Annotated in this window: 31 protein-coding genes; 19 read left to right on the top strand and 12 right to left on the bottom strand. The window is 42.7% G+C overall.

The genetic code is table 11. The annotated features are described in order from the left end of the window. Positions 1 to 40: 40 nt before the first annotated feature. The 8 genes from IC230_RS12530 to IC230_RS12565 all read left to right on the top strand — a co-directional run bounded on the left by IC230_RS12530 (position 41) and on the right by IC230_RS12565 (position 4,766). Positions 41 to 274 carry a hypothetical protein gene (locus IC230_RS12530; RefSeq protein ID WP_191039369.1) on the top strand — a complete coding sequence of 78 codons (234 nt, stop codon included), beginning with the start codon at positions 41 to 43 and terminating at the stop codon, positions 272 to 274. 235 nt (positions 275 to 509) lie between these two features. Further along, positions 510 to 1,694, top strand: coding sequence for a hypothetical protein (locus IC230_RS12535; protein WP_191039370.1), 1,185 nt, complete (start codon positions 510 to 512; stop codon positions 1,692 to 1,694). Continuing rightward, positions 1,691 to 1,948, top strand: a complete 258-nt coding sequence (locus IC230_RS12540) for a hypothetical protein (protein ID WP_191039371.1) — start codon at positions 1,691 to 1,693, stop codon at positions 1,946 to 1,948. Before IC230_RS12535 ends, IC230_RS12540 begins: the two co-directional genes overlap by 4 nt. Then, positions 1,948 to 2,295, top strand: coding sequence for a hypothetical protein (locus IC230_RS12545; protein WP_191039372.1), 348 nt, complete (start codon positions 1,948 to 1,950; stop codon positions 2,293 to 2,295). Before IC230_RS12540 ends, IC230_RS12545 begins: the two co-directional genes overlap by 1 nt. Positions 2,296 to 2,448: 153 nt before the next feature. After that, complete coding sequence (locus IC230_RS12550) at positions 2,449 to 3,024, top strand: hypothetical protein (protein ID WP_191039373.1); 576 nt, start codon at positions 2,449 to 2,451, stop codon at positions 3,022 to 3,024. Positions 3,025 to 3,026: 2 nt separating this feature from the next. Further along, entirely contained in the window at positions 3,027 to 3,956 is a 930-nt protein-coding gene (locus IC230_RS12555; RefSeq protein WP_191039374.1) for an HNH endonuclease signature motif containing protein, read from the top strand. Continuing rightward, positions 3,886 to 4,299, top strand: a complete 414-nt coding sequence (locus tag IC230_RS12560) for a hypothetical protein (RefSeq protein ID WP_191039375.1) — start codon at positions 3,886 to 3,888, stop codon at positions 4,297 to 4,299. Before IC230_RS12555 ends, IC230_RS12560 begins: the two co-directional genes overlap by 71 nt. A 182-nt stretch (positions 4,300 to 4,481) precedes the next feature. Then, complete coding sequence (locus IC230_RS12565) at positions 4,482 to 4,766, top strand: hypothetical protein (RefSeq protein ID WP_191039376.1); 285 nt, start codon at positions 4,482 to 4,484, stop codon at positions 4,764 to 4,766. Between the two features lie 668 nt (positions 4,767 to 5,434). Here the strand turns inward: IC230_RS12565 and IC230_RS12570 are convergent. The 3 genes from IC230_RS12570 to IC230_RS12580 all read right to left on the bottom strand — a co-directional run bounded on the left by IC230_RS12570 (position 5,435) and on the right by IC230_RS12580 (position 6,766). Beyond that, complete coding sequence (locus IC230_RS12570; RefSeq protein WP_191039377.1) at positions 5,435 to 5,818, bottom strand: hypothetical protein; 384 nt, start codon at positions 5,816 to 5,818, stop codon at positions 5,435 to 5,437. Between the two features lie 99 nt (positions 5,819 to 5,917). Then, positions 5,918 to 6,322, bottom strand: coding sequence for a hypothetical protein (locus IC230_RS12575; protein ID WP_191039378.1), 405 nt, complete (start codon positions 6,320 to 6,322; stop codon positions 5,918 to 5,920). A 237-nt stretch (positions 6,323 to 6,559) separates the two neighbouring features. Beyond that, positions 6,560 to 6,766, bottom strand: a complete 207-nt coding sequence (locus IC230_RS12580; RefSeq protein ID WP_191039379.1) for a hypothetical protein — start codon at positions 6,764 to 6,766, stop codon at positions 6,560 to 6,562. Between the two features lie 2 nt (positions 6,767 to 6,768). On the opposite strand from IC230_RS12580, the gene IC230_RS12585 reads away from it, so the two are divergent. Continuing rightward, positions 6,769 to 7,038, top strand: a complete 270-nt coding sequence (locus IC230_RS12585) for a hypothetical protein (protein WP_191039380.1) — start codon at positions 6,769 to 6,771, stop codon at positions 7,036 to 7,038. A 57-nt stretch (positions 7,039 to 7,095) separates the two neighbouring features. Further along, positions 7,096 to 7,758, top strand: coding sequence for a S1 family peptidase (locus IC230_RS12590; protein WP_191039381.1), 663 nt, complete (start codon positions 7,096 to 7,098; stop codon positions 7,756 to 7,758). Between the two features lie 79 nt (positions 7,759 to 7,837). Here the strand turns inward: IC230_RS12590 and IC230_RS12595 are convergent, their stop codons facing one another. Both IC230_RS12595 and IC230_RS12600 read right to left on the bottom strand, forming a co-directional pair. Next, entirely contained in the window at positions 7,838 to 8,170 is a 333-nt protein-coding gene (locus IC230_RS12595; RefSeq protein ID WP_191039382.1) for a hypothetical protein, read from the bottom strand. A 14-nt stretch (positions 8,171 to 8,184) separates the two neighbouring features. Further along, a complete protein-coding gene (locus IC230_RS12600) occupies positions 8,185 to 8,454 on the bottom strand; it encodes a hypothetical protein (RefSeq protein ID WP_191039383.1) in 270 nt (89 codons plus the stop codon). A gap of 131 nt (positions 8,455 to 8,585) precedes the next feature. Here IC230_RS12600 and IC230_RS12605 point away from each other — a divergent pair, with 131 nt between their 5' ends. Further along, entirely contained in the window at positions 8,586 to 9,056 is a 471-nt protein-coding gene (locus tag IC230_RS12605; protein ID WP_191039384.1) for a LexA family protein, read from the top strand. Further along, complete coding sequence (locus IC230_RS12610; protein WP_191039385.1) at positions 9,040 to 10,323, top strand: Y-family DNA polymerase; 1,284 nt, start codon at positions 9,040 to 9,042, stop codon at positions 10,321 to 10,323. Before IC230_RS12605 ends, IC230_RS12610 begins: the two co-directional genes overlap by 17 nt. 1 nt (position 10,324) lies before the next feature. On the opposite strand, the gene IC230_RS12615 is transcribed toward IC230_RS12610, so the two are convergent. The 3 genes from IC230_RS12615 to IC230_RS12625 form a co-directional block, all read right to left on the bottom strand. Next, the gene (locus IC230_RS12615; RefSeq protein ID WP_191039386.1) at positions 10,325 to 11,035 is read right to left on the bottom strand and encodes a hypothetical protein; all 711 of its coding nucleotides are present in this window, start codon (positions 11,033 to 11,035) and stop codon (positions 10,325 to 10,327) included. Positions 11,036 to 11,099: 64 nt separating this feature from the next. Continuing rightward, entirely contained in the window at positions 11,100 to 13,016 is a 1,917-nt protein-coding gene (locus tag IC230_RS12620) for a pectate lyase family protein (protein ID WP_191039387.1), read from the bottom strand. A gap of 12 nt (positions 13,017 to 13,028) precedes the next feature. Next, positions 13,029 to 13,376: a hypothetical protein gene (locus IC230_RS12625; RefSeq protein ID WP_191039388.1), complete on the bottom strand. Its 348-nt coding sequence runs from the start codon at positions 13,374 to 13,376 to the stop codon at positions 13,029 to 13,031. Between the two features lie 98 nt (positions 13,377 to 13,474). Between IC230_RS12625 and IC230_RS12630 the strand changes: the two genes are divergently transcribed. From IC230_RS12630 to IC230_RS12655, 6 genes are all read left to right on the top strand, one after another. Next, positions 13,475 to 13,690: a hypothetical protein gene (locus IC230_RS12630; protein ID WP_191039389.1), complete on the top strand. Its 216-nt coding sequence runs from the start codon at positions 13,475 to 13,477 to the stop codon at positions 13,688 to 13,690. Positions 13,691 to 14,022: 332 nt separating this feature from the next. Continuing rightward, positions 14,023 to 14,964 (top strand): hypothetical protein, encoded by a 942-nt coding sequence (locus tag IC230_RS12635; RefSeq protein ID WP_191039390.1) that lies wholly within the window; start codon positions 14,023 to 14,025, stop codon positions 14,962 to 14,964. A 76-nt stretch (positions 14,965 to 15,040) separates the two neighbouring features. Further along, positions 15,041 to 15,784, top strand: a complete 744-nt coding sequence (locus IC230_RS12640) for a hypothetical protein (protein ID WP_191039391.1) — start codon at positions 15,041 to 15,043, stop codon at positions 15,782 to 15,784. 582 nt (positions 15,785 to 16,366) lie between these two features. Beyond that, the gene (locus IC230_RS12645) at positions 16,367 to 17,068 is read left to right on the top strand and encodes a response regulator transcription factor (RefSeq protein WP_191039392.1); all 702 of its coding nucleotides are present in this window, start codon (positions 16,367 to 16,369) and stop codon (positions 17,066 to 17,068) included. 155 nt (positions 17,069 to 17,223) lie between these two features. Continuing rightward, positions 17,224 to 17,454: a hypothetical protein gene (locus tag IC230_RS12650; protein WP_191039393.1), complete on the top strand. Its 231-nt coding sequence runs from the start codon at positions 17,224 to 17,226 to the stop codon at positions 17,452 to 17,454. A gap of 582 nt (positions 17,455 to 18,036) precedes the next feature. Then, positions 18,037 to 18,954: an abortive infection system antitoxin AbiGi family protein gene (locus tag IC230_RS12655; protein WP_191039394.1), complete on the top strand. Its 918-nt coding sequence runs from the start codon at positions 18,037 to 18,039 to the stop codon at positions 18,952 to 18,954. Between the two features lie 659 nt (positions 18,955 to 19,613). Here IC230_RS12655 and IC230_RS12660 read toward each other — a convergent pair. Further along, positions 19,614 to 20,021 carry a hypothetical protein gene (locus tag IC230_RS12660; protein ID WP_191039395.1) on the bottom strand — a complete coding sequence of 136 codons (408 nt, stop codon included), beginning with the start codon at positions 20,019 to 20,021 and terminating at the stop codon, positions 19,614 to 19,616. Between the two features lie 208 nt (positions 20,022 to 20,229). Between IC230_RS12660 and IC230_RS12665 the strand changes: the two genes are divergently transcribed. After that, the gene (locus IC230_RS12665; protein ID WP_191039396.1) at positions 20,230 to 20,550 is read left to right on the top strand and encodes a hypothetical protein; all 321 of its coding nucleotides are present in this window, start codon (positions 20,230 to 20,232) and stop codon (positions 20,548 to 20,550) included. Positions 20,551 to 20,881: 331 nt separating this feature from the next. On the opposite strand, the gene IC230_RS12670 is transcribed toward IC230_RS12665, so the two are convergent. The 3 genes from IC230_RS12670 to IC230_RS12680 all read right to left on the bottom strand — a co-directional run bounded on the left by IC230_RS12670 (position 20,882) and on the right by IC230_RS12680 (position 26,548). Next, positions 20,882 to 22,726 (bottom strand): ATP-dependent nuclease, encoded by a 1,845-nt coding sequence (locus IC230_RS12670; RefSeq protein ID WP_191039397.1) that lies wholly within the window; start codon positions 22,724 to 22,726, stop codon positions 20,882 to 20,884. A gap of 362 nt (positions 22,727 to 23,088) precedes the next feature. Then, positions 23,089 to 23,940, bottom strand: a complete 852-nt coding sequence (locus IC230_RS12675) for a hypothetical protein (protein WP_191039398.1) — start codon at positions 23,938 to 23,940, stop codon at positions 23,089 to 23,091. Positions 23,941 to 24,208: 268 nt separating this feature from the next. Further along, complete coding sequence (locus IC230_RS12680) at positions 24,209 to 26,548, bottom strand: VWD domain-containing protein (RefSeq protein WP_191039399.1); 2,340 nt, start codon at positions 26,546 to 26,548, stop codon at positions 24,209 to 24,211. Positions 26,549 to 26,633: the final 85 nt, after the last annotated feature.

A 26,633-nucleotide genomic window follows, 5' to 3' on the forward strand; every position in this document is an offset into this window, starting at 1 on the left:
CGCTGGTGTTACAGACTAGCGGCCAATAAATCCCCTACTCATGTGGACGGAACTATTGGATAAGCGCCATGAACCGGGCCGTTACGTACTTATCCGCAGTGATGGCCTCGTTGTGTACGCCAACGAAAACGGTACGATCGATCGACAGAAATCCGTCGAGAATCCCTCCGAAACCGTAACCATGCTCAGCCGTGTACCCGGCATACGCGTGGTACCACCAGCCAAACAGAAAGACATCATCAAAAAAATCAATTTCTATCTCGAAAGACTATGACAGACGACGAAATAAAAGCCGCTCTACTGAGCAGTGGCTATGTGGATCACATAGAAGCCGATTCGATCGTGATTAAACCATACGAAGATAAATCGCTTGGTGTCTTCTATAGCGCAAAAGGCTATCATTCTCCAGTAAGAGCTCTCAGGCAGCAATATGAAGTAAGCGTTACTTCTGTCAGTGTGCTAATTGAGTCCCGCATATATGTATCTCTCATCCTAACTCCCAAATCCAAATGACAACTGACGCGATCGAAACTCAGGAAGAAGTACATAATGCTATCGTGGTATCTGGCCCATCGCAGACACCCATCGCTTTTGATATAACCGTATCCGCCATTGCTCAAATGCATAACCATGCACTGGATCTGACCATTGCTGGCCCTGACGATAAAGAAGGCTATAAGCAGGTCTACGATTACCGTCAGGTCGTCAAACGGCAACGGGTAGCCGTTGAGAAGCGTCAGAAAGAGTTGAAGGCTACCCATATTCAATACAATCGGGAAGTCGATGCTGCCGCTAAGCAACTGACTGAGCCAATGGATCAGATCGAAGACGGTTTGGCGAAAAAAGAGAAAGCGTATACAGATGAGCGTGACCGCATCGCTCATGAACGGGCCATGGCCGAGCGTCAACGTTTAGAGGGTCGTGTTAATCAATTACGAGCCTTTGGGTTTGAGTGGAACGCTGGTGCCGAAACCTATGATTTCATTCGTGACGAATACGCCCTGAACTTACGCATCAATTTCGAAGATGTGAAGGCCTTATCCGACGAAGAGTTCGCGCCTTCGCTCTTGCTGGCCGAAACGACCTATCAGGCCGTCGAAAAGATTCTGGCCGACAAACGGGAATCGGATCGAAAAGAAGCTGAACGCCTTGCCGATGAACAGGAAACTGAACGGAAGCGGCTCGCTGCGGAAAATCAGCGGCTGGCTGAAGAAAAAGCTGAACTGCAACGGAAGGCTGACGCACTGGATGCTCTGACATTGAAAAACCGGGCAACGGCACTGATAAACGTCGGCTTCGTGTTTGATAGTGGTGTTTATAATAATCCTGACCAGAACTCCTACTGGCGTCCCGCTAAACTCCTGAAATTGACCGATGAGGAATTTGACCAGTTGGTCGAACAAACGAGTGTTGCTAATACGAAACGGGAAGAGGATCGTGTTGCAGCTGAAGAAGCGGAGAAGCTACGTATCAAGAATGAGAAACAAGCCATTCTGGCCAAGCAAAAGGCCGATAAGGTACGCACGGAACGTCTGCGGCCTGAAAAGAAGATACTGGCTAAGTTTCTGAAAGAACACGGTACGCCCAAGGTACCCGCTACGTCAGAGCCGGAATCAGCCGAGTTTCTGTATAACTACTGCGTGCGTTTGAAGGAGCTAACGACCGAGTTCTCAGCCATGCTGGAGGTGTTATGAGCGAAGCCAACTGGCGGGATCTCTATGAAACCTGCCAATTCATGGAAGATGAACTGACCCAGATCCTTGATGATCTGGAAAGCGGCCAGCGGCATTTGGATGATGAGGCCGAGCGACTACCACGATCATTAGCCATTCGTGATCTGCTCGGCCTCACACAGCCAATAGAAATAGTAACTGTATGCCCTAAGTGCCTGGCACGTGAACGTAAGAAGGTCAACCCTGTAGATACTGCACAAACCGCTTTATTCTGATGAACCAGATAGCACTATCCTTTGACGAACCAATCATCGAGGAGCCTAAACCAAAACCCGTTGATAGCTTCAATCAGACCGAAACCAGCATGCCTTGGCGGGCCTTTGTTGGCGGACGCTGGACTCCTTACGAAGAACCGAAAGAGCCAACCGATACGGTACGCTTAACGTTTCGATGCCCTCATTGCCGCGCTGGATGTGGTGTTACTGAGCCGCTAGCACACCTCGACCCGGATATGATGTACTGCATTGAGCTAGGGGATGCATGGTCGCCTAAAGATCAACTCCCATGCTGGACTTGCGCCCGACGAGTTGGCGAGTTTCTAATCAAATTGATTGTACCATGACACCTCAAATCCAATCAATGCTCATCGCCCACGAGCGACGATCGCTGGCCAGGTGCAAAAAGACTCGATGCCAGCAACGTAAACGAAAAGCTCGCTATTTCTGGCACTGTCTCATCCGCCAATTTCAAACCAACATTAACGAATTAGAGCACTATGGCAACTTTTGAATTAGGAGGCACTACGTTTAACGAAGGTGATAAGCTGATCATCACAACGCCCGAAATTGGCACCGTTACCGTACACACTACGATTAACGGCCTTACCCGAGGAAAGGAAGCACTCGGCCTTGATCTGGGCTACATAAAGACTCCCCTGGACTGTCGATCTGACATCAGGAAAGACAATCTAAATGCCCGGTTAAGCCTCTACTCGAATAATCAGGGACACGTCGGCGTCATGCTGCACTACTGCTGTAATTGCCCGTGGCAGGATCATAATCACGCGCTGGAGTATCACGATCTAACGATTCAGGGAAACGCTATCAAGTCAAATTCGATAGGCAAGTTGTATCGTGTTCCGCACAATCATCCGCTTGCCGAAGGGTACGAATACCTGCAACCCAAGCCCGTTTCTCCGCTCTCTGCGCCAGCCAGCCCACCACCCCCAAAAGCGGTTGTAGTCAAAAAAGAAGAGCCAAAACCGGCACCGCCTGCTAAAGTGGTATTCGAGCCAACTAAACCAGCGCCCAAACCCAAACCAGCCCCAGAAGGTCAAATCTCTTTATTCTAGCTATGAAAATCAGTTTTTTTTCGACCAGGGATAATCAGCCAGCCGCGGAGGCCTTGCCGGTGCCGAAGCCCGTTAAGAAAAACCAGTTCACGCACTACAGCGACTCCCAAAAGCAATTTATTCGAGATCATTTTCAGTCGATGACCAACGCTGAAATTGGTCAGGCGCTAGGGCGTTCAAAAGCTAGTGTGGCCAGCATCGCCAGTGATATGGGATTAGTGAAAAATGTCGAAGCAAAATTTCGGGCCGCTTCAATAGGTCAGCGCAATCGGAAGGATGCGTGGAGCGATGCGGATATTCAGTGTCTACGCGACAACTATCAAACCCACAGTCGAACCGATCTGGCTAAGTTACTCGGACGAAAGTGGGGAGCCGTCAAATCGAAAGCCAGGCAACTGCGACTCATTAAAACGACTGAAGCTGTTAGGGCTATTCTTCAACGTCCGAACGCTGGTCAATTTAAAAAAGGCAGCCTACCCAAAAATACCATCATCAGCGACCAGACAGTCATCCGGACGCGCTACAATTACAAACGTAAGATCGCAACGCAGTACATCCGGCTAGGTCTGGGCAAATGGCAGGAGCTGAAACACTACGTCTGGGAGCAGGCCAACGGTCCCGTACCGAAAGGGATGATCCTGGCATTCATCGATGGTGACGAATGCCAACTGGATAATCTGGAACTGATCACAATGGCCGAAAATGCCAGGCGCAATTCCGGAACTATAAACCTGCCGGATAGCTATGTGGCCAGCCTAATGTCTGTCCGAAAACCAGAACTAAAACAAGAGCTTCTCAAGCACCCCGAAATCATTGATTTAAAACGTCAGGAATTAAAACTTAAAAAATCCATCAAAGCCCATGACAACGCAAAGCATTCAAAAACTCGAAGATCGTCTAAAAGACATGGTAGGCAAAACGTATCTCGTTAAAGCCGTTTCGCATAAGATCCTATCTTTCCGGATTGATGATGATAAGCTACTTATCGTGTCGGATAAAAAGTGGTTTCCAGCCGTCGAAGTGCAGCACAGCCAAAAGCTGCTGGAGCAATTTTTGGAAACCGAACCGGAAGATGAGGTTCTACCAGCGGCCCCTGTTCAGTCGGCTATTCTGTCGGCCGTTCCAGATCTGAAAGCGATTCTGCTGGACAACATCAAAAAGGTTCAGGAAGACAAAGGGTATATCCCCCAAGCCAACACTATCGCTAAGCAAGTCAACACGCTGCTGAACATGGTTAACACAGAAATCAATTTCAACAAGTCTAGGGGTAAATAAACGCACTTGGGCCGAAGCGCAGAAGATTGTTTCAGCCCGGGTTGGATATCAGGGAACTCGAGCGAAACAATCTTCTGATCTAAGTTATGAACGAACATTTCGTACCAGCATCCAAGTATAAGGAGATCGACAGCAAATACTCTGCTCACACCATAGCAGAAAACGGATCATGTCGCACGTTCATGTACCAGAACGAAGAGTGGGTATGCACAGGAGGAAGTAGCAGTCGGGCAACTGGCGGCAAGTCCACCTGTGCGACACGTGTAGTTGAACTATCAACTTATAAAGGTGAACTGCAACCACTGACATATAGTAAACATTGGAATGATGTTGATGCTGGGAATCGGAAACGTGAGTATACAGGTATGCTGGTAACGAATGGGAAAGAGAAACGCAAACTCGTGTTCGTTGGTGAGGAGTGCGTGTTTAAAGAGATGCAGGTTGGTATGCAGTTGAAACTGTTTTAAATGATGGTCATCGAATGAAACAAGGAACACGTAGAGGTACACTATTTCATAAGCGAAAAACAGATGCTAATGTGCTCAGAAACATCGAATTACGGCACATTTAGTAGGTTTTAGTGGCTTGATTCATAGCCCGTTGGCAATGAACTTTGGGCTATGAAAACTAAAGCTAACAAACCGAGCACGTTCGAGACATTAGGCTTAATTGTCCTAGTGATTCAGATTATAATTGAGGTTATCAAATTGGTTCTTAAAATAAACTAACCCATTCCTAAACCAGAGCGACTTTCGCTCGCAACCACTGAAGGTATGAAATAACAAAGGTATTGGTGTTTGTTACGCTGGGACTTTTAAGCTATTGATCAGGGCGTGTACTTGCCTGCATGAAACAGAACAACACAACCCCCAGCGGCTTTGAAATAGCCAAATTCATTATCGAAGTGCTTGCGGTTTTACTAACAGCACTTGGTCTTTATCTTCAATATTTTCATAAATGAATATAGACGCCACTCCCGTTGGCCTAACGCCTGACTCGCCAGTACTGGCCGCTGGCCTCCTTCGCATCGTGATCACGTTAGAACTGATATACGTGTTCAGATCAACAAGAATTTTAAGAGTAAATAACAACTCGACCCTATTTTTATTTGAGTCGAGTTGTTATTGATACATTATTAATAAGGAAGAGCAATCTCTTGATGAACAAGTTCATGCTTTACATTAATACTGTCAATAGACAGATTGAGTATGATGGTATGTAATACCATAAGCGCATTTGAGCTGTTTTTCTCCAACTTAACATGTTCCATACCCTTTACAACTGTAATGACATACAACGGGATATTATCTAAGTTTTCGGGGCTATTCATAGTGTTAGCGTACTGCTTACGGCCCATTTGCTCAAACTTAAACTCGAAACCAGCGAAGTAAACATATAACTCGGTTACCTCACCTTCTGTATTGATGGTTTCAATCTGTTTAATGCCGAACCCGTTGATATGTTCATTTGATTTAACTCTTGGTTTCAGATATTTATTTATTCGATCAATCTCTCTCATATTAAATGTAATTTTAGTATATAAACAATCTAACTAAATTAAAATCAAATGTCAATTAAAGATAGCCCCGGACATTGAGAGTCGGGGCCTAAAGCGCAGTTAAATCTGCATCTCATCTGCATTAATAAGCAACCATCCAATTCTTGCTTTAATAATTTTCACTGCTTCAGTGTATGGCATCGAGCGTTCTTGAACGTGCAGTGTTCCAAATTGGGCTACGTCCGTATGACGTTGGTCGTCAAACTGAATAAAGAAGGTAACTAATGCTTGATACCTGGAATCGTAAGTACTGTTAAAGCCAGATCTGACGCTGTCTTCAATTGGGGGAAGTGAGCGCACATGTTCAAATTTATCATGTGTTAACGTTTGGTACCTCAATTCAGATAGTTCAATATATTCTCTTAATTCCTTGGCTAACTGATAGGCGGCTTCCCTCATAATTTGACGTATTCCCGGGTCTCGAAACGTGAGCACTGCTGGTTGTGGTTGATTCTCTGTTTGCATAACAACTTATTATTAAGGTTAGCTTAAATAACAGTAACCTTGACTAATAAATTTGTTGTCTCTTTTTAAGTTTAGTATACGGTATTTATTTTCCAATAAATTGAATAATTTTGAGTACAGTTTTGGACGATACAATTTATTGTACCAATTAAACTGTTGTCTTCAATCTAGTGGGCTTATCCCCATCGGCAAGTGCTCATAAGCCGACTTGACTATTTCCTTTAGCTCTCGAACTCTTCATTCCGTCCAGTCTTTAATCAGCCCACGCCTACGCCACTGGCCGAGGTGGTGGCGTTCGTGTTTCGGCGCAATCATCCCCGGTTCGAGTACATAGCCGAGCAAAACGGGGTGAAGGTGATTGAGTATAGAGAGTTTTCCACCTTCGGCCAGATTATGAGTCAGATCAGCTACACAAAAGAGACTGACGGAACTGTAACCATGCACGTATGACAGACATTAACAACGTCCACTGCGAAACGATACTGGACAAAAACCGGCAACCCATCGCCAATAAATGGGAAATGAAATTAACCGAAGTGGTTGCGATTGGATGGCAGGAACATGTATTTCCCTACATCGAAATTGAGATCATGCAAGGCCATTCTTGCCCGCTACTGGATGGCAGAACCTTGTTTGTTTTCGAGTTGGATGATGAGAAGTCACAGGCGCTGAAGCAAGCGTTGTTTAATGTCTGTATGGAACAAAAAATGAACTAGCTAAGTATTATGAGTAACATGTTGGCAACTGATTATTGATACATACAAACGTATTTTATGCGTGAAATAACAAATAAGACAGTATATTTTGAGAACCGAACCGGAGGTACATTTGAATTAGACACCCAATCCATAGGCTATATCCAACTTGGAAACGGTAGAGTTTCAGGCAGCGCCTTCGTTATTGACACCAAAAGACAAGTAGTTACTTGTGCCCATGTTATTGACCGCAATCAAGACATTTATTTTGTCACTAGTGCTAGTGAAGGTTCGTCTATATCTACTTATAAATTAAGGCTTATCAAGTATTTATTTGGTCATGATTTAGCACTTTTAGAAAGTGATGAAGATTTATGTGAAATACCGCTAACTGCTTCCGATGATTTCAATATACAAGTAGGCGAATTTTTCTGTTACGCTGGATTTGATACGTATCTATCTGAACTCCCAAGGAAAGTGGCTTCACAGATCCACGGAAATAATGTGCTAAGTGTGGGTAAAACTAAACTCCACGAAGATGGACCTGTTGTGGATTATTTTGAACATTTAGGCAAGCTTAAGCCAGGTTATTCAGGAGGACCAAATATTAATTTGGATGGCAAAGTAGTAGCTGTTTCGACAAAAGCTTGGCAAGAACATGACTTTGAAGGTAATTTAATAAATTTCAAAAATTTCGCTGTTTCGATTGCTCCAGTACTAGACATAAGTCCGTTTGACTAGATATTAAGAATTCGAACTACGAAAATTATCATTATTAAAGCCCCCTTATGCCCTTAACAGCGTGGGGCTTTTTATATATCTACAGGCTCGTCTCCATTGGTAAACTTTGATAGCTCTGTTTAACCAATTCGCGCAGTCGTTCCTCTGATCCACCCAACAAGGCCAGCGATTCGGCTTCCTGATCGCCATACTGCTGGATCAGGCGTAACGAATCCATATACGCATAGTGATCGATACCGGTAGCAGTGACTACCTCCAGCAATGCGTCGCGGTATTCGGTATAATGACGCAGAATGTTGGACTCCGACGTAAAAGCGATATACGCGGCTGTCAGCAGTTCGCGGAGAGTCGGTATCGGAGAAGTCGGATTATTGCAGGCCATGATGAGCCCATAACCGGACGTGCGGGCCAATTGTTAAGGCTTAGCTATTTCCCACGCCTGGCCTCCGCCACGATTTTCTGAGCTAATAACCGGATTTGCTCATCACTGAGACGCTGCACGTGTCGGCCGGGTGGGTGAGGAGGATAGTTGCCCGTCCATCTGGCTTTGGTCACTTCGTGGTCTGTCGCTTTCATAACCCATTCAGGATCTTCCAGGACTTCAGGACGTTTTTTCTGAAACCAGCCGATGACATCGAGCATAACAACGGCTATATCTACGCACCTTAAGAAAATAAAGTTAACTATCTTCTGCATGATTCTAGGACGAATTCAAGACCATTAAGTAACGAAAATTTATTTTTAAGTATAATAGATTAGCCTATACTTGTATTGTATATAACATTTGTATTATACTAGCGGTTTGATGCTTTATTCACGACACCGCTATGATTGAAACCATCGACAAGATACCGCCCGAAAACATTTACCTAGTCGATGCGACCCGGCGGGCAGACCTTCCCTTTTACGATGCGTTAGTACCGGCAGGGTTCTCCAATCCAGCCGACAATCACATCCGGGAGCGGCTCAATCTTCAAGATCTGTGCGTGCTACATCCTGACTGTACGTACTTCGTAAAGGCGGTGGGTGAATCGATGATTGGCGACTACATCTACGACGGCTCGATTCTGGTGGTCGATGCGACCATACCGGTCGAAACGGGCCGGGTGATCGTGGCCTGGGTCAACGGGGAATGCTGCGTGAAGCGGTTCGTTCGTCAGGCGAAGATGATCATGCTCGAATCCAGCAACGTTTTGTATCCTCCCCGGTACGTGCATCTGGACCGGGATCAGTTCAGCGTGCTGGGCGTCGTTACGTACATCGTCTCCAAACCCCCAAAGTATGTACGGCCTCGTTGACGCGAATAATTTCTACGCCAGCTGTCACCGGGCGTTCGATCCGACGCTGGAAGGCAAGCCTATCGTCGTACTGTCGAATCGCGATGGGAATATCGTCGCCCGATCGAACGAGGCCAAAGCCCTGGGCATCGGTATGGGGCAGGCATTTTTCGAGACCAAAGACCTGCGCGAGCAGCACGACATCCGGGTGTTTTCCTCTAATTATGAACTCTACGGCGACGTATCGGCCCGGCTGATGAGCGTGCTGACTCAATTCGTTCCCGATGTGGAGGTGTACAGCATCGACGAAGCCTTTCTGCTGTGTGAAGACTACGTAGGCATCTATCCCAGCTACTCAGGCTTGGGCCAAGACATTCGGGAAAAGATGAAGCAGTGGTTGCGGCTCCCCGTCTGCGTCGGCTTTGCACCAACAAAAACACTGGCCAAGGTAGCCAACCGTCTGGCGAAGAAGAATCCCGAACTCAACGGGGTCTGTGTGCTGGATAGTCAGGAGGCAATCGCTGAAGCGCTGGAGCACTTCCCCATTGCCGATCTGTGGGGAGTGGGCAGAAAATCGGCAGGCAAATTAAAGCGTAACGGGATTGAAACAGCCGCCCAGCTTCGGGACGTAAATGATGACTGGATTCGGCAAACGATGACGGTCAACGGGCTTCGTTTGGTGCACGAGTTGAGGGGTTTGCCCTGCAAATTACTGGAGGTGAATCCGCCTGCTAAGAAGTCCATCTGTACCGAGCCGGGATTCGGTCAGGTCATTCCAGACTTGACACAAATCAACGATGCACTGACAGTACATTTATCCCGCGTCTGTGAAAAGCTACGTCGTCAGGAGTCGCTTTGTGGTGCGGTGACCGTCTGGCTTCGGACGAACCCGTATCGAAGAACGCCCGGCAATGGCCAACCCGCCAAACAGTATAGTAACAGCGTTACCGTTCGTTTGCCTCACCCGACCAGTTCCACTTTAGAGATCGTTAAGTACGCCGAATCAGCCCTGAAAGCCATCTTTCGATTCGGCTATCATTATGCCAAAGTGGGTGTGATGTTGACTGACCTAGTGCCGCAGGATTACCGGCAGGCAGGCGTTTTTGTCAGTGGTCCCGATGAACGCCTGATCAAGCTCTCGAAAGCGATGGACAAAGTCAACAAACGATACGGGCATGATACGTTACGCATGGCCTCGCAGCTGTATAATCCGGAATGGCCGATGAAGCCGCAGTGGTTGACACCCCGTTACACAACCCGATGGGATGATATTTTAGAAGCTAAATGATTTAATTTTCACGTTCTATTAATTCCCCTAAATGTGTATCACTTGGGTAGCGAAACATGGGTTGAATTTTATTCTCCGGTATTAATTTTTCACCCTCTTGTAGAACTATTATTTTTGCGCCCTTACCATGTATAGGATGTTTTACGAGAGCTAAGGATAAGCCGCCGTTTGGTCCTCTGAATATACCTTGTAATCTTACTCTGTCTGGTAGCAACTGTATCTGGAGTTCAATTTCACCATTCGATCCGCGAACCTCAAGGGCGTTTTTAGTATAATTTCTATCAAGCACACCTTCTTTATTTAGTGTCCACTCGTTATCAACTATTTCTGCCAACAAATCACCAGAAGGTGTGTAAAATTTCATTGATACAAACAACGAATCGTTATTTTTATTAATGATAAGTTTACTATCCTCCACATTGAAAAAGTATTCTGCAGTAGGCAATAATTCGAAATTTGTTCCAGAGTCGCCTATTTCAATTGTTGGATAAACCTTTTGGTCAATTGAGAATAACACTTTTCTTGAAGAGGCAAGAATGCCCGTCCGGGCTTGTTGTTTTTGCGTCAAAACCTTCTCCGTGCTTTCTTTTTGTTCTTTTTCCGATGAGAGCATCTTATCGACTTTCCAGGTTCCAAATCCGCCAACTGCTACGGCAATTGCACCCAATAAAATAAGTACTTGCCAAAATGTTTGCCAACTTTCCAGGTTCATGGTATAGATACGTAGTATTTACATAACTAAATATCCGTTTTTATTTCTAATTATCTATTTCAGGCTACACAATCGGCATAATACTCAGATCAGCCAGCGAACTAACCAGCCGGACGGATATGCTGAGCGTACCGCCCAATGCCCCCGTCGACATCGCCTGCAGGCCCCAACCGGCCGAACCAGGTAGATATTTCAGCGTAAAATCAAACGGTTGCCCGTTGTAGGTCACGACGTTGCCCGAAATGGCCGCCGTGGGCGCAATTGAGCCGCTAGAACTGCCTTCGATGGGAACGGTATAGCTCATGGTTGCAATCTGAACTTGAGGTTTGTTGTAGCGCATGCTGATCAGATACACGCTCCCCGCTTCGAGCAGGTTGGCGGGGACGATCTGGGTGTAGCTGCCCGCGCTCCAGTTGGCGGTGGTGACGGTTTTGGCGAAAACAACCTCCTGGCCATTCTTGCCGGGCTTTGCCAGGTTGTGAATAGCGGTGAAGTTTTTGCCCCTGACCCGGCTGATCTGATTGCCCGTTACATTGGCCCCCGGAATATCCAGCAGCAGGGGTGAGGTAATACCCGTCCGGGCGATAATGTCATCGATCGTCGATTCTTCCAGACCGCAGTACTGAATTCGGATCGGCGCATCGACCCAGCCCTGCCCCGCTACACTTTCGAAGGTGATTTGGCTTAACCGAAGCCCCCGCATGATGCCCCCTCCGTTGACGTAGAGAAAGACCCCGTACAGGTTGGTCAGCACCTGATTGGTGATGTTCACGTTGGTAGCTGAGGATTCGAGTAGACAGAAGTTCGTCAGACTATCGAACGTAGTGGCTAGTACCTGTAAGTTGTTGACCGTACCCTGCAATCCGTTGATGAAATTTGAGTTGGGCAACTGGCTCCCCGCTGTGTAGGCTGGGTTCATTGATATGGTGCAGGAACGTACGTTGTACAAACGAATGCAATTTTCCCGGTTGCCAAAAAACGTGCAGTTGATAATGCGGGCGTTGGCCACGTAACGCCCCCCAAGGGTGCCCAGCCGAATCGCATCATAACTGCTTACATCAAAGCAGCAATCGGTAAATTTCCAGTCATCGCCCTGCGTTGCCCACACCCCACAGTTCTGCATTGACTGAAACCAGCAGTAGTTAAAATACACACTGTTGGACTGAATCGTATTGCTGCTCTTGGTTTTGACGTGCGCAATGTCGGGCGAATACACCTGCCCCTCAGTATGTCCCGGAATCACAATCGATTCCGATTTGAACGCTACATAATCAAAATACGTACTTTGCGAAACGCCATCGCTATCCGGCCCCAGCCAGATGCCCGTATGGTTGGCGATCACCACGAAGTAGCTCTGGGCATACGTGCCGCCCCCTTCGCCCTCAATCTTGATCGAGCCGTTGATCTCGACGTCCTTGATCCGGTATTCCCCTTTGTAGAGAAACAGTGACCCGGGATTGCCATCGTAGGGCGAGGTCTGCCCCGGATGATTCGCTTTCAATACGTAATTGATGGCAGCCTGCACGGCCGCTGAATCGTCGGTATAGCCGTCACCCTTCGCCCCAAAATGCAGGGGTGATACGCGCGGACCGGGCATCCGGTGGTATCGACCCACATTGATGCCCGGTACTTTGATGACCATCGCCCCGTCATCGTCGGCCGTGCTGTTTGGGTTCCAGAAGAAATCACCACCGCCCCCATCGCCGGGGGTGACTCTACCCAATAATTGCGTACGTTGCGAAGCGCTACCGCCCACACTCCGTAACTGCGAGAGCGAGCTGGGCGTAAACTGAAACTGATTGATATTGGCCAGGGTGCTTTGCGCCTGGGAGCTAGCCAGTTCAGCCAACTCAGCCGCATTGTCGACGGTTTCTTTGATGGCCTGAACATCGCTCAAGGCCTCATCCGCTGCCGATTTTACCGCCAGTGCGCTCGCTTTCGCGTCACCCCATAACTCCCCAAGCCCAATCAGTATTGCCACGTCCCTTTCTAATTACAATTGATCAATCGTTTCGTATAAGTCCAGCATGTCCAGGGTGAGCACCTGCCGCTCGTCCGCTGTCCGCATGGCTTCTTTGAGAATATCCACCTGCTCGTCGGTGCATTCGATCCGGATGAGCTGCTCCGCCGTGGGATTAAACAAGACCGTTCCGTTTTCACCATCTCGTATTTTATGGGCGCTGATTTCCTCCGTGGTGGGCAGTAGCCGCTCGCGCAGACTCTTGATGAGTCGAAGCTTAATGATGCCGCCTTGCTGGGGCAAATGGGCTAGTAAGATTAGCCGGTCTTTGATGCCTAATTCTACAATAGTAGTCTGGGGGAGGGGAGTAGTATTTTCCATAGATCAAACAAAAATACTTAAAATACGGATATTGATTGTTATACTAAAAATTAGTATAACAACGATTTTCTAATACCCATCCGCATCGCACCGGTACGGTGACAGGGCTGGGAAGTGATCTGCTCACGTTCGTGGACAATGGGGTAGATTTTGATGTTGAAGCAACACGACTACAGGGCATTAGTCCCAAAGTCAGCTTTAAAAGTGGAGCTTTGGCGGGCTACGAGTTCACGGTTAACCAGTATATAGCCAGCAGTAAAACGTTTGTCATCAACGATATTCAGGATGGGGGGAGATTAAAAAATAATAAATAGGCCACCTGTAAAAACACTTCATCAAAAAAGGCAGGAAAAACGGTGGAGCAAAGTAGCCTCCACTTATTCCAAGCTCCTTGCTACCGGAGCCAAGAAAACGGCTTGCGAACAGGAAGTCATGCGAAAGTTTAAAATTGGTTCGCGGGCAACGGTTTGGCGGATCGTTAGTAGGGCAACGCAATAAGTCTTCTTGAATTAATGACCAATCATTTATATTTACGGCTTACGTTATTAGCAAACACTCTATTATGTGCAAAATTTTTACTTTACGTAGTATTAAGTAAATGGAGATGTTACGATGCTTCACAAAATAACTGTTGCGAACGGTCAGTATGAATAAAACAAGGCAACTACTTTACCGCACTAAAATTGCAATTGATTCTACATATCACGTTTACTGGACAAGTCTCGATCTTAGCATAAAGGGAGCATTAATCGCTGCGTTTGTCAGTCTATTGGTCGTTTATATTCAAAAAGAGCAACAGGATAAAAAAGATAAAGATCAACAAACGCAAACAGAACAGAATAAACTAAAATATTTAAACTTTTTGATCAATGATTCTTACAAGACACTTGATTATTACAACGAAGGCGTTATAAGTATGGTGAAAAATTATAAGGAAAATCCGTTTGTCGTATCAAATCTTCCCACTTATGTGCCCTATGGAATAAATAGCATTGCTACAAAAATAAATCAAGAAGAATATTACTTAGCTTCTGTAAATCAATTCAAAACAGGCGAGGTGGCGGAATTACTACAATTATATAGTCACCTAAATTTTCAATATACTTTAGCTGTAGACCACTATAAAAAGGAATTTCCAATTCTAATAAACCTGAGAGATACTTACTATGACAATTTGACGAATCTGACAAAATCGGTTAACCAATTTATATTAAGCGAAAGTAAAAAAAAATTAACAGGCAATGAGAAAGTTATTTTTGACGAAATTAATGCACTTGCAGGGGAAGTAAATAATAATTTGACTATTCAGACCAATCAAGATATATGGCTAAAAGACTCTAAGGTGGCCTTCGTTGAAAAATTAGAGCGTATTCTTGATGCAAGGGGCATGGCATTACATCAAAACCTATTAAAAGAATGCAAATCGGTTAAAATTGAACATGCAAAATATCTTAGCCACTCATTTAACGTTATCGGTGGAATGGAGATAAGTCGTCGGAATCAACAAGATATGCTAAAACGCATCAAAAAGACTGGGCAGCCTTTATTTGATTACATTGAAAGCTTAAAAAGAAACTCTAAATTATAGTTACACAACTTGGATACACCCAGTAGTTATAAAGATACCGAATCACATTAATTTAACTAAAGATTAGTTTACATACATGAATACTGTTCCACCCAATACACCAAGTAGCAACGCTTGGCAAAAACTCTGGAATTTTATAAAACCACACATTGGGCCTGTAATAGGAGGATTGATTGCAATTGGCGCTTACTCAAGTGATAGTATATTATGGCAATTGTTTCCTCATGATGAATTTAATGTAAGCCCAATGTCGGGGCTGTTTGGCACTATCAATGGCATGAATGGCTTAGTACAAAACCCCGGCTCAACTGAGTCTAAAGTATTGGTGCCTAGTAGTTGTTTAATATATGTAACGATAAAAAATGTAAGCTCAAGTAATCAACGTATAGTAGGAGTAGGTTTGGAGTGCAAAAACCCGGTCAATGAATGGGAAAAACTCTATTGCCTGCAAACCCACGACGGCTATTATAGACTTATCGAAAACAAGAAATTCCAAAAATTTCAGTTAGAAGGGGGCAATTTAATGGATACATTAGGTAGGGCTGTACTGCCGCCAAATGCAGAGCTTTCCGGTTGGTTTATTGTTGCCAGTTTAAAAAACGCTCGTCAATCTTATCATATGGATAATTTTAGACTAACGATTAACAAAGGTTATGGTAAATATGAGTATAAAGAATTGATAAGTTACAAGCCCGATAACTTTGCTGCTCAATTTGGGGGAATGGCAATGACTGCACTACCAGATACCGTCAACCTAGATGCTTGCGCTAGTTGCATAATTGCTCCAGTAGATGAAGTTGCCCCAGTTTACGTAAAATAATTGTTACGCAACCTTTGCAGATAGTTGTCTTACTAACAAATGCGCTAGTCAATAAATCTACCGCTTACTCAATTTCGTATTTACTATATGCGCTGGTACTCCGTATTACCCTTGCCAGCGTGATTGAATAGGGCACCCGAAATAGGAACCTCATTGAGTGGGTTCCTATTTTTTTCTAACGTGGACAGTTAGCCAATCCTCCGACCCTCGCTTTACCGTATATATTCAGACTGATTCAAAAACTAATAGGGAGCATCATAAAAATAGGAACCCCCGCAACATGGTGAGGTTCCTATTTTTTTCCATCAGGGACCTAGACTAGTAGGAAATCCCTTATCTGCGCTTAATCGTGTGTATACTACTATTTCAAAAACTCATAGGGAAGGAGTAAAAGCAGGAACCCCGGCGTATGGATGGTTCCTGTTTTTATGTGCCGTTACGCAGTTTGGGCAGATAGTTGTCTGGCTAATAGTTAGCATATCAATTAAGATACCGTACAGGCATATCATCTTAATTATCAGTCATTCTTTAGTGAAAAAATAGTAGTATTGCAGCCTTTCTGATACAAATGATTAAATGCCAATGAAAAGTCCTTCCATTACAATTATAGACCCATCATTTTTATTCAGAAGAGGGCTTGAAACTGTCTTAAAGGGGGTAGAATATGAAAACGTTGAATCATATCAAGACATAGATGAATATTTTAAGAACAAAACTGGGCAACCGACGGACGATATTATGTTCATGAATTTATCTGTTGACTCCTCTGGCCACAGTATCAGCATGTCTGGGCGAGAAAGTCTTTTCAAAATAAGAGAAAATTCATTTAGTGGCAGATTGATTATAATGCTAGATCAACTTGACGATCAAATAATTACGGAACTTATACAAAGAAGAATTGATGGAATTATGGTAAAAAGGTTTGCCCAAGAAGAGGACATCATTACTGCTATAAAGCGCGTTAATGGTGGGTCAAATTACTATAGTCCTGAAATTACAGAGGTCCTCGCAAATATTATAAGTCATGGTAACTATAAGACACCTCACATAACCAACGAATTTCTTTCCCAACTAACAAACAGAGAAAAAGAGGTACTTTTGTTAATAGGAGAAGGACTCAAAAATGAAGAAATAGCTAAAAGGCTATATGTTGACCCTCGCACAATTTCAACACATAAACAAAACATAAAGAATAAATTAGAGCTTGATGATTCCAATGACCTTATACGATATATAATGATCAATATAGGTAGCATAAGAAGTATACTTGGTAGTTTTCACTAGACTAATGCATTATAAAGTACTAGACATCTTAGAAAAATCTTACTTTCTATTATTTGAAAATCCATATAATTATTAGATGTTTAGATTTCTAATAAATCAACTTTTGTATTGTTCTGTAATGAGGCAACAAGACAATACTAAAATTTCTTCACGTTATGAAAGAGGCCACACTAGAAAGAACAACTAGTTCAAAGATGAGGCATAAGGCACCTAAGCAAAATTCTTTTAAAAGGGTTGCTAATATTATTAATACTTCTTTGCTTGGGGCTATTGGCGGCGGTGGACTAGGAGCATTCTTAGGCATCACTGGAGCACTCTGGGGGGTTGCAATTGGAGCCCTAGCCGTAGCTTTGCCAGCCTTAAACAATGATAATTCAACCGAGTAGCAACTGCAATCCATGCCATCCTTGAATGAACTTTTACACTTGGGTGTCGCCTATAATAATAGTTGGGGGCGCACTAATAATTTGCATATCACATCCTGTAGTCTTAATTAGGAGGAAGGAGCACAAGACAATAGCACTCGACAACATTACCACATTATTTTTCACAAGTGCCTCTTTTTTTGTTGCCCTAAGAATGCTTATCAAGACGCTTGAAAAGATCATACATACGACCGATCTTGACACAGAGCATTTGTATGTAGTTGGTGCTAGTATAGTGGTCATGGTGAATGCAGTAATTGCCTATATAAAAAAGACATGGCCTGACCTTTGGGTCTAAAAGGATATAAATGTATAGTAAGCTCCGCTAGTTCGGGGTTTTTTTATTTGATAACAGTCCATTTAAGATAATTGATGTAGCTATACCAGCTAGATTAATTCATGTAGCTACACGTAAATAACTAGCGATGCTCAACCTTATGCTGTGCATGTTGTCCCATATCGTCTAACCATAAACATCTAATCATATAGGTAATAGATGGAATGGGGTAGCTTTTACCGGCTAACACTACTGAGCTAACTCATATGCCTAATCTGAGCGCAAACACCTTATTTCACTTTACGCCTAGAAAATGGCTACTGAGTATTTTTGAGAATGGCTTCATTCCTCGCTACAGTGCAGAATTTGCGCCCGAGCAGGACAAGGGGTATTTCAATAATTTTCCAATAGTAAAAGAATTTGCAAAGGGCGAGGGCGGTAAGTTGATTGAAAAAGATTTAACCGGATCGCACCAAGTAACGCATTACATTCCAATGATATGCTTCTGCGATATACCCCTTACGAGCCTAGTAAAGCACATGAACGTTTATTCAAGCTTTGGTCTGGGGCTGACCAAAGAGTGGGCTATAGCAAAAAAGTTAAATCCAATAATGTATGTTAATGAAGAGTCGGACTATTTTGGAAGAATTGCCGGTATGTTATTCATGTTGGACATGACGTTCAGAATGCTGCAAGAACCATATTCACAAATAGAGAACCATTTTCCAAACTTACATAACAATGCAAATTTTGAGAAAATTGGAACTATGAACATATTTCAAGGGCAATTATTTAGTGACTTATATAAGTATATTAAAACACATTTAAAGCCATATCAAACCAAAAACGTATACAGAAACCAACCGCCACCATACAGGTATTACGATGAAAAAGAGTGGCGGTATGTCCCCTTTTTGCCGGATAGTGAAAAGTTACCGTCACTAATTGAGGGCATTCTAGCCGACGACAAGATTGCCGCTTTAAATAAACAAATGGAAAAACACCCTTTGTCTTTCACCCCAAAGGATGTCAAATACATTCTCGTAGAAAAGGATAGTGATATTGAATTTGTGGTAGGTATCCTTAATGATATAAGAATTAGAACTAATAAATTTTCGCCTGAAGATATAAATCAACTGACAACTAAAATTATGACTCGTACTCAAATAGAAGAGGATTTTTAGCATCATTAAAAATGCAGTCGGATTGATTCGCGTAGATATACGTAGTAGGCAGGTTGTTCAAAGGCTGCGTAACTTATTTAGCTAAGAAGTAGTTACTATGCAAAAAAATAAGCAATGGGTATATACAATGATGGGACAATAAAGCCTTTTGATACGTGTCCAATAACAGGCGAACCAGCTAGTTACGATTTTTTAACTATCAGAAGAGTCAATGAGGATGGACGAACAATTAATCTAGACGGTTTTGAATACCAATTAAAAACCCTTAATCCAAATATTACAATTCTAGTTGATGTGTTTGATTGTCAAGAAGAATTCTATTCTAAACTGCGGCCTTATGCTGACTTAATTAAGGCGCTCATAGTAGCCTATCATAAGAATACGGTTTTCGATATGAACCCCCGACTTTTTCCATTTAGAATATAGTGGACATGTTTGAGACTAGCAGCTAATGCTACGCTGGCTGGACTAATTCGTAAATGAATGTACAATAGGGCGCTTGATCAAAGACACTAGGTAGCAGGTAGTTGTAATTGTGTCTAAAGTATTATGTTTGCGGTGACTTATAGCTTATAGAGTCGCAATTGACTATGTTAAAATAGAGTCAAAAACAGGAGGCCACGTATTGAGACTCCTGTTTTTTTATGCCGTCAGCCCATCTAATCCTCTAATTCATCGGCATTGATTAGGAGCCAGCCAATTCTTGCCTTAACAATCTTGACAGCCTCTTCGTGAGACATAGTTCTTGCCTCCTCATGTAATGATCCAAACTGGGCAACATTAGTGTGTTTGGTATCCGCATAGTGAGCAAAGTAGGTAGCCAATGTTTGATACCAGGGATCGAACGCTTCATTAAATCCCGTTCTAACGCTATCATGTATTGGCGGCAGAGAGCGGACATGTTCAAATTGAACATCCGTGAATGTCGTGTATACTTGGTACCTGTATTCGTTATCTCTAAGAAATGCTTCTAACTCCTCTACCAATTGATACGCTGACTCTTTCATGATTTTGCGTATACCTGGGCCCTTTAGATCAATTTCTGATGGTTTCGATTGTGGATTCATAAGTAACTATGATTTAGTGTACCAAACATAACTTAATCAAGAATTAATTGATTGAGTATTTCGTGCTTGTTTCGTAAACGGTAGTAGTGAAGCCGCTTACTCAAAGCGAGAAAGCGAGTTCACGATTTTATTGTAAGGCGGCAGGGCTATTTGTTTTTAACTCGAATGTGCTATCTTATAATCATTAAAAATTTTCCCTCATCTCCCTATGCACTACTACCTCCGCCTGCACTGCTACAACGACTCCAGCCGCCAGTCCTTTACTCAGCTTGGCCCCGATGAATCCGTTGAGGGGCCTGTTCACTTTGAGTATGGTGAGTTGGTTCGGGTTGGAGAGGAGAAGGACGACCCGGCCACCTGGCTGTTGTATTACGTAGCACATAGGACGGGCATGAAGCAAATTGCTGATCCGGCTAGAGAAGGGAAGAAAGCGTTATTGTTTGAGGTTTACTTGGCCAGGAAAGAACAGTGGGCGGAGTTTGAAATGCCGCAGGAGTTGCGGGATGTAATGGACTCAGACTCGTTTTAATGGGTTTTAAATGTGAGTGCGCTAGTCCAAATTAAGCGGTTTGGCGTATGTTTGATAACTCTGTAAGCTTATGCTTACAATGGTGTGGATAAAAGCGGAAAGCTAGGCTGCCTTGTGGCCTGGCTTTTTTTTTGCTGAAAAGCGAGAATGGCTACCGTTAAATTAATAGGCTGCTACTGACTTGGATCTAAGGTGTAATATTGGGTGGGTCTACATTCTCATAAAATGTAACTAGTTGGCAACTAAACAGCCACCGCCCGTTTGGGAGGCGGCTGTTTAGTTGCCAATAGATGAGTATAATATTCAGCGTTATTAGGTCAAACGACTACTTTTATAAAGGTTTTATGTTGTTTTTCACTACCTCATTCGGATTTGACTGCTGTGTAAACTTTACGGGAAAACCCTGAACGTTCAAAATAGTACTGTTCTTATCAACAAGAAGAGTATTATTACCCTCCAATTGTTCTACTTCAAATTTAAAAAGCGATGCCTTGTCCCCCAGTAGGCGCATCGCCATGTTGGTAATTTCAAGCGTAGCACTAGGCGAAGTTAATTTACTAATCGCTGGGGCGGCAAAAGATAATAAGATTTCTGATACAGCCTCTGCTTCGTTTATATCAGGTGATAGAGATGCATATTTTAATGCTTTAATTACGTCTGCATACTGGCTATTAATTTGCTCCATAGGGAGTTGATCCATAGACTCGGTTTCTGATGCAGCTGAAGTTATTTTGTCACTAGTCGTTACGTTTGGTTGAGCAAAGTAATAATCCTCTATTGTACCTTTTCGTAGCAAAAAGCATCCGGCCTCTTCCAAAATTCCTAGCAATCCATCGAATCGCTTGCGAGCCGTTATTAAATCAGATTTAAAGGGGAGTGAATTTAATTGCTTTATGCCAGAATTTAAAAGGTACTTCAACAGAACCCTCTTCTTTTGAGTGCTATCGGTTATAGTTTCACTCGTTAAGTGAATTTCAAGTTCAGTCCAGTGATTATCAACAATTTTGGTAAAATCTCCGTAAACTAATTTAGTCATTTCATGAACGGACTTATGACCAAAATCCTGAGCTTTCTGCTCTGCTTTATCGTTAATTGATAACGCGTTAATTAAAGATGTTCCATCTGCAATGCTGTCTAAGTCAGTTAAAATTACTGGTGTTTTGCCTATAGCCTGAAATAATTTTGTCACTATTGGCATTTGGTCTTTTCCAATCACAGGTAGTATCTGAGATCCAGCGGCATTCAGGTATAGATCACACTTCCCTTCTAAGAAAGAGCATATTATCTCATCGCTCGGCCCTTCTACCATTAAAGGGCGCTGGGCGAAAAATGCAGCTTTGTGTATATGTCCCATTCTCATAAGCAGCGACCTTATCTTATTATACTTCAACTCCTTAGCATCAAAAGCAAGCTGTTTTGGAGAAGTATCTATAGTTGAAAAAAACACGAAATTGCATATGTCTTCCGGCCTGCGAATGGTTATAAATTCAGGAGAATGGGTGCTAATAATTATCGCTTTTTTGCCAGGTATTTTAGGATCGCCAGCAACGCGTTCCATTTCCATTCTCAAGAAAGCTTGCAACTGAGGATGAAGAGAGATTTCTGGTTCGTCTATAAAAAGTATACTAATCTCATCATTATATATAGCAGTCAAAATCGACACTAAATGTAAAAGCCCACTTGCCTCTTTTGCGGATGTATAAACAGAACCTACCTCGTTAGTACGTTTAAAATTTACTTTCAAACGCCCGCTATCCCATTCAAGAATAATATCCCGATGAAAAATTTTTCGTAGTCTTTCTGCAACCTTTATAAGTATATCAACACGATCACTCAATGTAAAAAAATCTCCTATAGCTGATTCAGAACTCAACCTATATTGCTTAGTTCCTGAATCACCCATGTACGCATCTTCAGGATTTGTATAACTTCGTCCACCATGGGCATTTGATCTATACTGCTCATAGAAACCTAGTCTTCCTGCTGAAATGTATCTTGCAGCACAAATAGACGGTATTACATGACTATTAGCTCTTAGGAATTTAAGAAACTGAGTTTTTCCTGAACCGTTAGGGCCTACAAAAATGGTTAAGCCTGAGTGAATAGTTAAATCAACAGGATTGCCATTAAATAGGTCAGGGACTTTGTCGAAAGGGATTTTGATTGGAAAAGGCATTAGATATAAGACTATTAATTTATAGATCAAATAACGATTTTAATGGATTCTATATCAAATCCAAAGTTTTTTGTTTCAATATTTTGGTACTATCTTAAAATCGCTTCGAGTCTCAAGTAGGGTGATTTTTACTATGCCTACTCAACCGCATTGTCAATCCTCCTCAGCATGAACTTTAAATCGCCAATCCGAACAATAGGCGGGCCGAAACCGCCCAGGTGTAACGTACCCGTTTCGGGGTAGAGAGTTTAGTTTCGAACGCTTTATAATGGCAATAGTTATCGAAAGAGGTGTAAAGTCGAGGGAGGGCAGGGCACCAAGGGGGTGAGCATTTTCTAGGTAAAGAAATCGACTAGCCTTTGTTATTGTATTTTTTCATATAAAACCTTATTTATATACGCTTGCTCATTGATACCAAAGTGTTGGTATTTTATCCAGTCTAAGGAACTCAATGTACCTGTATAGTCAGACTCCTCTTTTAATATATGCTGGGTCACTACTCTTTCATTCTTTTTCATACCATCTGTAACTCTTTCTTGTACGGAACTTGTTATCTTATACACCTGTGTATCACGTCTATGTAGTTCAATATGTGTACCACTAACAAATGCGTTTTTGTACTCTTCCTTGTCCCTTCTAAAGACAGTGCGCTGAAACCACTTTTTCGATCCATCCCCTACTTCGAAAACGGCCACCAATAAAATTAAATTATTTTCGGGTTTTAATTGAAGCTCTTTTAGGTAAGTTTCTATCCCAGGGCCAATGACTGTAATATTTGTACCAGGATCAATTTTATTACCATTTATTATGTACATGTACCTGTCCGGGAAGTTATCAAACATTTGATCAGTTGCAAATAGTTTAACATTCAGGTTATGAATTGGATATTTTTGACTTGTATCCATTTTAATCTTTATTTGAACTTTGTTGTCCCAAGGCCATTCCGAAAACTCAAGGTAACAGTAACTATCACCTCCTGTATTGTAATTTTTTACATCCTGTACGCCCTCTAAAATTTTATCTGATTTTTTTGATGAGTTCTCGTCTTGAAAAAACTTTCCAATAATTCCGAAAGCAGTGCCAACCAAGGCAATCACACCAGCGATAAGTATAATGTACAGCGGCTTCATGCCGTCCATTATAGCAATTACCATTCCCGCTATAAGTAATATTCCACCAAGGACAATGAAGCCAATTGCCATTCTTTTTTTCACGATATAATTATGTGATAAAGAGTACACAAATATAAGTACTCTATATGTCGATAGGCCGCAGTATAGCTAAGCGACTTCTCAAAAAAACAGGAGTTTCTCCCAAGTTAAGATTCTCTACAGTCAGTCTAAGCAAAAATTATAAGTTGCGAGTTAAGAGAATCACTGGAAATAGCTATTTAAGTTTTGTAGCCTATTTTCAAGGCGCAAAAAATACCCCTCAACCAACACGTATAGGTTGAGGGGTATTTTTTGTATAGGTTAGTTAAAACTACTTCTGAATCTTTATGTCAAAAGTTACCCACCAGCCCGTGCCTTTTTTACCGAAATTTTTGACCCGATAGACACCCCGCTTCCCATCCTGAGTTACAAAGCGGGTGAGGGTCTGACTGAAGAAATAGCTTGGTACGCATAGATTTGTATTATCAGCAGCAGCTACCAAAATGGTACTGGATGAGTTGCTGGAAGCTTGGACATAGTTCAGCCAGGGTAGATTTGCCAGCGAAGCAGAAGAAGTTAAATTAGGCCACTGCGCGCCTGCAATTACATTCGTGGAAGTCGGGTTGTCATCTCTTGGGGTAGACTTTGAGTCATATCCCCCAGTTCTATAAACCGACCATTTTTGGTCGTTGAGCATCCGATAGGTTGGATATACGCCACACGAAGAACCGCAAAGTATTATATTGGCGGGTGATCGGATGTCTATTCCGCAGTAATACGTCACAATCGCATCAACCTTATTAGCATTTTTGGCTCCGTCTTTTAATTGATAGACCTCACCTGTATGCAAATTTACCAGACAGGAATCTTCGAGATTGCCTTGTGAATTGCTCACTGTTATGCGTACATCTTTAAAATAACTAACGTCGTTACTGACCAAGGGGTCAGATAAAGGATTCATTTGTTGGCTCAAAAGCGACGAATTTGCGAAAGCTAGATCGTTCGTATAATATATGTCCGTGGCGCAGTTGGTCAGAAAAGGTTCGTTCGTTACACCCTCCTTTCGGCAAGCTTCTAAAGCGCTCTGCCACTTAGCAAGTTCAACAGCCTCTCTTTTCTGAGGGAAATTTTTCTTGGTATAGCTATCTGTGTTATTCGAGCCATCATAGTGCAAAAGCGATCCTGTTTTGACGCGCCAGCTATCGGCAAAACTAGAATATAGCTCATTGAGTGAATAGGCTATTACTTTTCCATCTTTAATCATTAAATCATTATCCTTGTTGCCATCATAATTACCCAGTAGGCCAATTACTTTACCTTTGCGTTCATCATTTATAGACAAGCTATAATCCAGCCAGTATGTCCCATTGGTTTGAATTTTAACGGCGTCATTTTTTGTCGTTATTACGGTATATACATCTCGCCCGTTTTCTTGAGACTTCTTAACAGACGCATTCTTAGTGAGAGGCAAGGTTGTAAAATTCAAGTCTTGAACCTTCGCATCGTTTACATACAATGTGAAAGGCTTTGCTGTTACGCTTACAATATCCCCTCCAGTTTGAATACCAATAGCCGTATTCACTGTTACATAGCCGGTATTCATTACGTCTTCCTGACGTGCCTGTACTTCAAAATTATCTTCCGTTGATTTTATGGCGATAAACTCACCATGCCCCTGAAAATCATAATAATATCCGTCGGCAGTTTTTAAATGGGGGTCACCGGTGCTTTGAATAAACCATCGCCTAATTGTTTCTGGAATATTGCTGTTCTTTAGATCATCGTATAACCTTTGAAGTTGTTGTTGAATTTTAGGTATTAATTCCTTCCAGTCCTCAGGTGCTGCTTGTGTTTGACAACCTTGCCCTCCTGATAATGCTTTACAAATAGGGTCTAATAAACCGGCAAATGCATTAGAAGCGTTACCCCCTTGTCCTACAAGGTCTCCAAAAAGGCCTCCTCCGTAAGTAGACTGAAAAGCATTATATGCTCTATATGCAAAGTATGCAGCTACCGCCCACCCCGCACCGTTTAGTGCTGCCGCAGCTAGACCGGCTCCCAAAGCTGGAGATAAAGCTGCCACAACTGAAAATGCAAGAATTCCTGCTACCGCCCAGACAAATCCCTGAACAGATGTTGAGACTTGTTGAGCTTGTGCTGATGGAATTATACTGGTCAAAAAATCCCAAAGAAAATTCTTATTAACTGATTTGTTATATGCCAAGTCAATATTTTCTCGATTAATTAACTTTTGTATTTGAGCTTGACTTAACTTAAGTTCACTTCGAAATTCAGGAAAGCTCGAGAAATAATCTTTAGCAAAGTCTCCATAAGTCGCAAATCGATTATAGTCGATACTTTTGTTAACAAAAGCAGCAATGAAATCACCTGATATTTTGATAGTCTTGTTTTTGTCTTTCGTTGAATACCGGTATAAATAGCCTTCCAAATTAAATTTTAAGTCAGAAGTTTGAATCAAATTGAGGAGGACGACACCCTGACTCTTATCATTTTCTTCAAAAAGTAGCGTATATACCGCAGCTTGCAAATCATTTTTGCTTGATGATCCAGGATTTGTAGCGTCTTCCTTGCTTGTGTTACAAGAGCCTAAAGCGAATAATAACATTAAAACGAACTTAGCTCCTATTTTTGAATTAAAATATGTGCTCATACTTTATACATTTTAATATTTATACATATCTAGGTGATTCAGTTTATTGATCCGTGAATTGGTCTGTAAAGTTTGTGGGCAGTTT

This window comes from Spirosoma validum, assembly GCF_014699035.1.
Classification (GTDB): domain Bacteria; phylum Bacteroidota; class Bacteroidia; order Cytophagales; family Spirosomataceae; genus Spirosoma; species Spirosoma validum.